This is a genomic window from Roseicyclus sp., from assembly GCF_018402035.1.
GTDB lineage: Bacteria > Pseudomonadota > Alphaproteobacteria > Rhodobacterales > Rhodobacteraceae > Roseicyclus.
In genome coordinates this window covers 1-8379 of sequence record NZ_JAGYJN010000021.1, presented here as the reverse complement: position 1 = coordinate 8379, position 8379 = coordinate 1, and the positions used below count along the sequence as shown (strand labels likewise).

The 8379-nt window shown below is 63.9% G+C and carries 6 protein-coding genes; 2 read left to right on the top strand and 4 right to left on the bottom strand.

The window, feature by feature from the left end:
• Positions 1–340 (top strand): ketopantoate reductase C-terminal domain-containing protein (locus tag KG698_RS14210; protein WP_300984119.1); only part of this gene is annotated, 340 nt, incomplete at its 5' end.
• Between the two features lie 53 nt (positions 341–393).
• Here KG698_RS14210 and KG698_RS14205 read toward each other — a convergent pair.
• The 4 genes from KG698_RS14205 to KG698_RS14190 all read right to left on the bottom strand — a co-directional run bounded on the left by KG698_RS14205 (position 394) and on the right by KG698_RS14190 (position 6212).
• Positions 394–684, bottom strand: a complete 291-nt coding sequence (locus KG698_RS14205) for a DUF1330 domain-containing protein (RefSeq protein ID WP_213686219.1) — start codon at positions 682–684, stop codon at positions 394–396.
• Positions 685–798: 114 nt separating this feature from the next.
• The gene (locus KG698_RS14200; RefSeq protein ID WP_213686218.1) at positions 799–4422 is read right to left on the bottom strand and encodes a hydantoinase B/oxoprolinase family protein; all 3624 of its coding nucleotides are present in this window, start codon (positions 4420–4422) and stop codon (positions 799–801) included.
• A gap of 79 nt (positions 4423–4501) precedes the next feature.
• On the bottom strand, positions 4502–5476 hold the full coding sequence (locus tag KG698_RS14195) for an alpha/beta hydrolase (protein ID WP_213686217.1): 975 nt from the start codon (positions 5474–5476) through the stop codon (positions 4502–4504).
• Entirely contained in the window at positions 5469–6212 is a 744-nt protein-coding gene (locus KG698_RS14190) for an alpha/beta hydrolase (RefSeq protein ID WP_213686216.1), read from the bottom strand. The genes KG698_RS14195 and KG698_RS14190 overlap by 8 nt, the downstream gene beginning before the upstream one ends.
• A 168-nt stretch (positions 6213–6380) precedes the next feature.
• Here KG698_RS14190 and thrS point away from each other — a divergent pair, with 168 nt between their 5' ends.
• Positions 6381–8327 carry a threonine--tRNA ligase gene (gene thrS / locus KG698_RS14185; RefSeq protein ID WP_213686215.1) on the top strand — a complete coding sequence of 649 codons (1947 nt, stop codon included), beginning with the start codon at positions 6381–6383 and terminating at the stop codon, positions 8325–8327.
• The last annotated feature ends 52 nt before the right edge of the window (positions 8328–8379 follow it).

Here is an 8379-nt window from a genome sequence, read left to right as displayed (position 1 = left end):
CTCGGCGCTCACCCATGCCACGCTCGATGTGCTCTGCACCGATCCCGGCACGCGGGCCGTGGCGCGCGGCATGATGCTTGAGGCGCAAGAGATTGCAGAAAAACTTGGCGTGAAATTCCCCATCGATGTGGACCGCCGGATCGATGGCGGGGCCGCCGTTGGCGCGCATCGCACCTCGATGCTGCAAGACCTTGATGCAGGTCGCCCGATGGAGATCGACGCGCTCTTGGGCTCGGTGCAAGAGCTTGGCCGCGTGACCGGCACCGCGACGCCCACCATCGACACGGTGCTGGCGCTCGTCACACTGCGCGCGCGCAGTGCGGGGCTTTACGGTCACTGAAAACAATTGCGCGCGCCGGGCCGTGGCCGGGCGCGCGCAAGATTTTTGTGGGCTTATTCCGTGCCTTCGACCACGATGATCACGCTATTGGCAGTGCGGCGGCGGATATCAGCAACCTCTTGGTAGTCTGGGTCGTTGTATGCCGTCATTGCGGCCGCGTAGCTTGGAAACTCGATCACCACATGGCGCATGAGGGTCTCGCCCTCCATCACCTGCGATTGACCGCCGCGCACGATGAAACGCCCGCCAAGCCCTTGCAGGATTGGCGTATCGCGCACGACATATTCCTTATAGGCCTCCGCGTCGTTCACGGTGATATGGCCGATGATGTAACCTTTGGGCATGCTGGCCCCTCCCTTCGACATAGCTCTCACCCCTTTTGCGGCGCGGCGCGCGCCGACGCAAGGCGGGGGCGGAAAACACGTGTTTTCCCACGCGTTTTCCTGCAGGAAAACGCCTCAGCCCTTGCCGTAACCGCCGCCCGTCGGCGTGATCACCGTCACCGCCTCACCCGCCTCCAACACCGTCTGGTCGCAGGCGCGCAGCACCTCGACCGATCCATCCTTGCGCCGCACCTCTGTGCGCCCGATCTGCCCATCGCCGCCGCCCGCGATCCCGCGCGGCGGGCTGGCCCGATGTGACGACAAGATCGCGCAATCCATCCGCTCCAAGAACCGCAAGCGCCGCTCGGTCCCGTCGCCCGCGTCAAACGCCCCCTTGCCGCCCGAGCCGGGGCGCAGCCCGAAATGCTCCAAGAGCACCGGAAAGCGCATCTCCAGCACCTCTGGGTCGGTCAGCCGCGAATTGGTCATATGCGTATGCACCCCCGATGTGCCCGCAAAGCCGCGCCCATCATTCATCACCCCCGCAGGGGCACCCGAACAGATCGTCTCGTAATACTGGTAGGTCTGATTGCCAAAGGTCAGGTTGTTCATCGTCCCTTGGCTGTTGGACAGCGTCCCCAGCGCGCCGAAAATCGCGTTGGTGACATGCTGGGATGTCTCGACATTGCCCGCCACCACCGCGCGCGGATAGGCGGGGCGCAGCATCGAGCCTTCGGGGATGATGATCTTGATGGGCCGCAAGCAGCCCGCGTTCATCGGAATGGGCGCCTCCACCATCACGCGGAAACAATAAAGCACGGCGGCGCGTGTCACCGGTTCGGGGGCGTTGAAATTATTGCCCATGGCGTCGCTCGTGCCAGTGAAATCAACGGTCGCGGTCCGCGCCGCCCGGTCGACGCTGATCTTGACCCGGATCACTTGGCCCGTATCGGTCGGATAGTCATAGGCGCAATCCGACAGCCGCCCGATCAGCCGCGCGACCTCTTCTGCCGCGTTGTCCTGCACATGGCCCATATAGGCTTGCACCGTGGGTAGGCCGAATTCCGTGACCATCTTGTGCAACTCGGCGGCACCGCGCGCATTCGCGGCAATCTGCGCCTTGAGATCGGCGATATTCTGGTCGGGGTTGCGCGCCGGATAGGGGTGATCGGTGAGCAAATGGCGCAACGCATCTTCGCGAAACTGACCCTGATCCACCAACACGAAATTGTCGAACAACACGCCTTCTTCGTCCACCGTGGTGGCCAAGGGCGTCATCGAACCGGGTGCTGTTCCGCCCACATCGGCATGATGCCCACGGCTTGCGACCCAGAACAGGATCGTCTCGCCCGCATCGTCGAAGACGGGTGAAACCACGGTGATATCGGGCAGATGCGTGCCGCCATTATAGGGCGCGTTCAGCGCGAAGACATCACCGGGGCGAATGCGCCCCGCATTGAGCCGGATCACCGTCTCGACGCTGCGATCCATCGAGCCTAGATGCACCGGCATATGCGGCGCATTGGCCACCAGCGCGCCGGTCGCATCAAACACCGCGCAGGAAAAATCCAAGCGTTCCTTGATATTGACCGAATGGGCGGTGTTTTGCAGCGCCACGCCCATCTGCTCGGCAATATTCATGAACAGGTTGTTGAACACCTCCAGCAAGATCGGATCGGCATCGCGCGTGCCAGCCGCCATGCTGCGCGCGATCTTTTCCTGGCGGCGCATCACAATATCATCGCGCGCGGTCAATGCGGCCCGCCAGCCGGGTTCGACCACGATGGTTTGGTTCTCCTCGATGATCAGCGCGGGGCCGGTGATGGTGTCGCCGGGGGCAAGGGCCGCGCGCGGGAACACGGCGGCCTGCACATGGCGGCCTTGGCAAAAGATCGGCACATGGGTGTCGCTTTTGGCCGCGCGCTCCATGACCTCCGCAAGCACATCTGTGCCCTTGTCGCGCGGGGCCTCGCGCATTTCGACCTCGACCGCTTCGACCGTGACGGGCTTGTCGGGGCTGACAAAACCGAATTGCGCCTTGTGTGCGACCTCGAACGCGGCGCGCGCGGCATCGGCATCGCCGCCCCAAACGACCGGCAAACTCGTATCGGTGCCTGCATAGCGCAGATACAGGCGCGTCGCGGCAAGGGCCGCGTCAATATCCACCCCTTGCTCGGAAAGCTCATCGGCCACCGCCGCGCGGAGATTGCCCGCCAAGGCATCAATGGCACCAAGGCTGTCCGCGCCCAAATCCTTGACCAAGGCTTGCTGCCGACTGGCCGAAACCGTCGCCCGCCCGATCCCATAGGCTGACAAGAGGCCGGAGAGCGGATGGATCAGCACCGCCTCCATCCCCAAAGCATCGGCCACCAGACAGGCATGCTGACCCGCCGCCCCGCCAAAGGCGTTGAGCGCGTATTTCGTGACATCATAGCCGCGCTGGACGCTGATCTTTTTGATCGCATTGGCCATGTTCTCGATGGCGATGGTCAAGAACCCCTCGGCCACCGCCTCGGGGGTTTTGCCCTCGGCCTTGGCGATCTCGGCAAAGCGCGCTTGCACCACTTCGGCATCGAGCGCCGCATCCTGACCCGGACCAAAGACGCGGGGGAAGAACTCGGGGCGCAGCTTGCCCAGCATCACATTCGCATCCGTCACTGTCAGTGGCCCGCCGCGCCGGTAACAGGCGGGGCCGGGATTGGCCCCCGCACTGTCCGGCCCCACGCGGAACCGCCCCGGTTCAGCATGCAGGATCGACCCGCCCCCGGCGGCGACTGTGTTGATCCGCATCATCGGCGCGCGGATGCGCACGCCCGCGACCTCAGTATCAAAGGCGCGCTCATAGTCGCCCGCAAAATGGGCCACATCGGTCGATGTGCCGCCCATGTCGAAACCGATGACCCGGTCGAAACCCGCGTCAGCAGCCGTTTCCACCATGCCGACAACACCGCCCGCAGGGCCGGACAGGATGGCATCCTTGCCCTGAAAGCGTTCGGCCGCCGTCATGCCACCTGAGGACATCATGAATTGCAGCGTCGGCCCCGGCTCGCCCGCCGGCGTCGCGCCCAGCGCATCGGCCACGCGGGCGACGTAGCGGCGCAAGATGGGCGAGAGATAGGCATCGACGACCGTGGTATCGCCCCGCCCCACCAGCTTGACCAGCGGGCTGACTTCGTGGCTGACCGAGACCTGCGAAAAGCCCATGGCGCGCACCAGCGCCGCCAAAGCCGCCTCATGCGCGGGGTTTTTCCACGCATGCATCAAGACGATGGCCACTGCCCCGATCCCATCGGCGCGCGCCGCGTTCAAGGGGCCGCGCAAGGGGGCGGTATCCAGTGCCAACTCGACCGATCCATCCGCACGCAGCCGTTCCTCGACCTCGATCACCTGCGCGTACAGCTGTTCGGGCAGGATGATCTCTTTGGCAAAGATATCGGGGCGTGCCTGATAGGCGATGCGCAGCGCGTCGCGAAACCCCTTGGTAATCAGCAACAATGTCCGGTCGCCCTTGCGCTCCAAAAGCGCATTGGTGGCGACCGTGGTGCCCATTTTGACCGTGCCGATCCGCGCGGGGTCGATCACGCCGCCCAAAAGCCGCCTAATGCCCTCGATGGCGGCATCCGCATAGGCTTCGGGGTTTTCCGACAAAAGCTTGAGCGGATGGATCGCCCCATCGGGCGCACGCCCCACCACATCGGTAAAGGTGCCGCCACGGTCGATCCAGAAATCCCAAAGTGCTGCGTGATCGACCTGTGCCATATGCCCTCCCCCGCCGGGGTCGCCCCGGTCTGCCGCCCTTTTCGGTGACAAATTGCGCGCAAAGGGTCAAGCGCGCCAATCAGCGCGAAAGCCCCTCGGCCCAATCCAAGATGCGCGCGGTCACGGTGGCGGTCATCGCCGGGCTCATGATATCGCCCGCGATCACATGGGCAAAGGGGTCGGCCCCTTGGGCGGGCATCTCCAGCGCGACAAGATCGACCGGCCCACCCCAACCCGCCATCGCGTCGCGCATGGCCGCCGCATCCACGACCTGATCCGCATCCGAAAATAGCACCAGCGCGGGCTGCATCGCTTGGCCCAGATCGCGCCCCCGCATCTCGCGCAAGAGCGTGCCAAGCGTCACCGCCGCCCCGATGGGATAGCGCGTCGTCCAATGTGCGGCTTGACCCTCGTTCATCGGTTCAAAGCTGCGCTCAGCCCCGGCCACAAGCGGTCCCCACGCCCGCGCATAGGGCCATTCGAGCAAGACACCCGCCGGATTGGCGAGCGCGAAATTGGGGGCCACGAACACCACCCCCGCCACATCGCGCGCCATGCCCGGATCGGTCGCAGCCCAAGCGGCAAGCGTCCCGCCGGTCGAGGTGCCGATCACGATCACCCGTTCACCCACACGGCGCGCAATCTCCAAAAACAGCGCCGTATCATCCAGCCAATCGCCCGCGCGCGGCACAGCCATCGCCGCCCCATCGCGCCCATGGCCCGACAGCCGGGCAAAGACCAAATTCGCACCCAGCGCGCGCGCCACATCATCAGGCACAGGGCGGATTTCCTCGGGCCCGGCGGAAAACCCGTGGAGGTAGAGCACCGCAATCGGCGTGACCGCCCCAGCCTCGCCCGCCCAGATGATCTGCGCCGCGTCACCGGGGCGGATATCGTCAAACGCCCCCTCGCGCGCGGCAAGAAAGCTGGCCGGATCGTCAATCACGGACAGGGTGCCCATCGCAACCCGCTCGCGCGGCAAAAGCCAAAAGATCACGATCAACGTCGCCACCACGCCGATCAGCCAAGAAAGCACGCGCAGAACCCTAGGCATTACCCAAAACCTCCGTCACCGCGCGCGTGATCGTCGCCAAACAGGCCGGATCGGAAAAGCGGTGATCGGCACCTTTGACCAGTTCAAGGCGAATATCGCCCCCGTCCAAATGGTCCAAAAGCCGCAGCGCCACCGCCATCGGCACATCCACATCCGCCGTGCCTTGCAGTAGCCGCACCGGCACATCCAGCCGCAAGGGGCTGCGCAGCACAAGCTGATCGCGCCCATCCGTGATCATGCGGCGCGTGATGATCATCGGATCGCCATAGTCGGATGCGAGCGCAACTTGGCCCAGTTCCATACACATGCGGCGCTGCGCTTCTGACCATTCGGCCCACATTCCATCCTCGGTAAAATCTGGGGCAGCGGCGATGGTGACCAGCCCGGCCAACCGTTCTTGCATGCGCCGCGCCAAAAGCAGGCTGATCCACCCACCCATGGATGAACCCACCAAAACCTGTGGCCCCGTGGTCAGCGCAGTGATCGCAGCAATAGCATCTTCGGCCCAATCCCCGATGCAGCCATCGATAAAGGCGCCGCTGCTTTGCCCATGGCCCGAATAGTCGAACCGCAGAAAGGCGCGGCCCGTTGCGCGCGCCCATTCTTCCAGATGCACCGCCTTGGTCCCCGTCATGTCCGAGCGCAAGCCGCCCAGAAACACCACGCCCGGCCCCTGCCCGTCATGGCGATGATAGGCCAACCGCCGCCCCGTCGCCGTTTCGAGATATTGCACCATGCCGCACACCCCCTGTTTTTCTGGAATCCTGCGCCAGCACGACGCGCGGGGCAATCCCAAACCCGCCCAACGGGCCGTTGACTTCGGTACATCATCGCGCCAAAACACCGCCAAGACATACCCGCAACCGGGCGTTTCGTAGGCGCCAAACCGACGAGGAGGCCATAGATGGCCCAGATCACCCTCACCTTCCCCGATGGCAATGCGCGTGACTACCCCGCTGGCATCACGCCCGGCGCAGTCGCCGCCTCCATCTCCAAATCGTTGGAGAAAGCCGCCATTTCGGCCAGCGTGAACGGCGCGCATTTTGACCTGCAGTGGCCGATTGAAGCGGATGCTTCGATTGCGCTCCATACGATGAAAGACGCCCCCCAAGCGCTCGAACTCATCCGCCACGACCTTGCCCATATCATGGCGCGCGCCGTGCAAGAGATTTGGCCCGATGTGAAGGTGACCATCGGCCCCGTCATCGAAAACGGCTGGTATTACGATTTCGACCGGAGCGCGCCCTTCACCCCCGAAGACCTTGGCCAGATCGAGGCCAAGATGCGCGAGATCATCAACCGCCGCGATCCCGTCACGACCGAGATATGGGAGCGTGAGCGCGCGATCAAATACTACGAGGCCAACAACGAACCCTACAAGGTCGAGCTTGTCGGCATGATCCCCGAGGGGCAACCGATCCGCATGTATTGGCATGGCCACTGGCAAGATATGTGCCGTGGCCCGCATCTGGCCCATACCGGCCAAGTCCCCGCCGATGCCTTCAAACTGATGAGCGTCGCAGGCGCTTATTGGCGCGGTGATAGCAATCGCCCGATGCTGCAACGCATCTATGGCGCGGCATTCCAGAACCGCGACGACCTCAAGGCGCATCTGACCTTTCTGGAAGAGGCCGAAAAGCGCGACCACCGCCGCTTGGGCCGCGAGATGAACCTTTTCCACATGCAAGAAGAGGCGCGCGGCCAGATCTTTTGGCACCCCAATGGCTGGACCATCTACACCACGCTGCAAGATTACATGCGCCGCCAGCAAAAGCGCGGCGGCTATGTCGAGGTGAACACCCCCCAAGTCGTCGACCGCAAGCTGTGGGAGGCGTCGGGCCATTGGGAAAAATACCAAGAAAACATGTTCATCGTCGAAGTGGACGAAGACCATGCCCGCGAAAAGGCCGTGAATGCGCTCAAGCCCATGAACTGCCCCTGCCATGTGCAGATCTTCAACGTCGGCCTGAAATCCTACCGCGATCTGCCCTTGCGCATGGCCGAGTTTGGATCGTGCAACCGCTACGAACCCTCGGGCGCGCTGCATGGCATCATGCGCGTGCGCGGCTTTACCCAAGATGACGCGCATATCTTCTGCACCGAAGACCAGATCGAGGCAGAGACCGCGCGCTTTATCAATTTCTTGTCGAACATCTACCGCGATCTGGGCTTTGCCGCGTTCGAAGTGCTGTTCTCCACCCGCCCCGAACAACGCGCCGGCAGTGACGAGGTTTGGGACAAGGCCGAGGCCGCCCTTTTGGCCGCCACCCGCGCCGCCGGGATCGAGCCGGTGCTGAACCCCGGCGAAGGCGCCTTTTACGGGCCAAAGCTCGAATTCACCCTGACCGACGCCATCGGGCGCAAATGGCAATGCGGCACCCATCAGGTCGATTTCGTCCTGCCCGAGCGGTTGGATGCCAATTACATCGGCCCAGATGGCGAAAAGCACCGCCCCGTGATGCTGCACCGCGCCTGCCTTGGCTCCTTCGAGCGCTTCATCGGCATCTTGATCGAAGAACACGCCGGAAAGCTGCCCTTTTGGCTTGCGCCGCGCCAAGTGGTCGTCGCATCCATCGTGTCCGAGGCGGATGAGGCCGTTCATGAAACCGTGGCTGCCTTGCGCGCCGCAGGCGTGCGCGCCGAGGCCGATACCCGCAACGAAAAGATCAACTACAAGATCCGCGAACATTCGGTCGGCAAGGTGCCCGTCATCCTCGCCATCGGCCGCAATGAGGTCGAAGCAGGCACCGTCACCCTGCGCCGCTTGGGCGAAAGCCAGACCCAACTGCGCCCGCTGTCCGAGGTGCTGGCCGAATTGACCGCCGAGGCCGTGCCGCCCGATCTGCGTTAAGCTCTCGCAGGAATTAGGTCAAATGCTCACGAACCGCCCCCGCGCCTTGCGC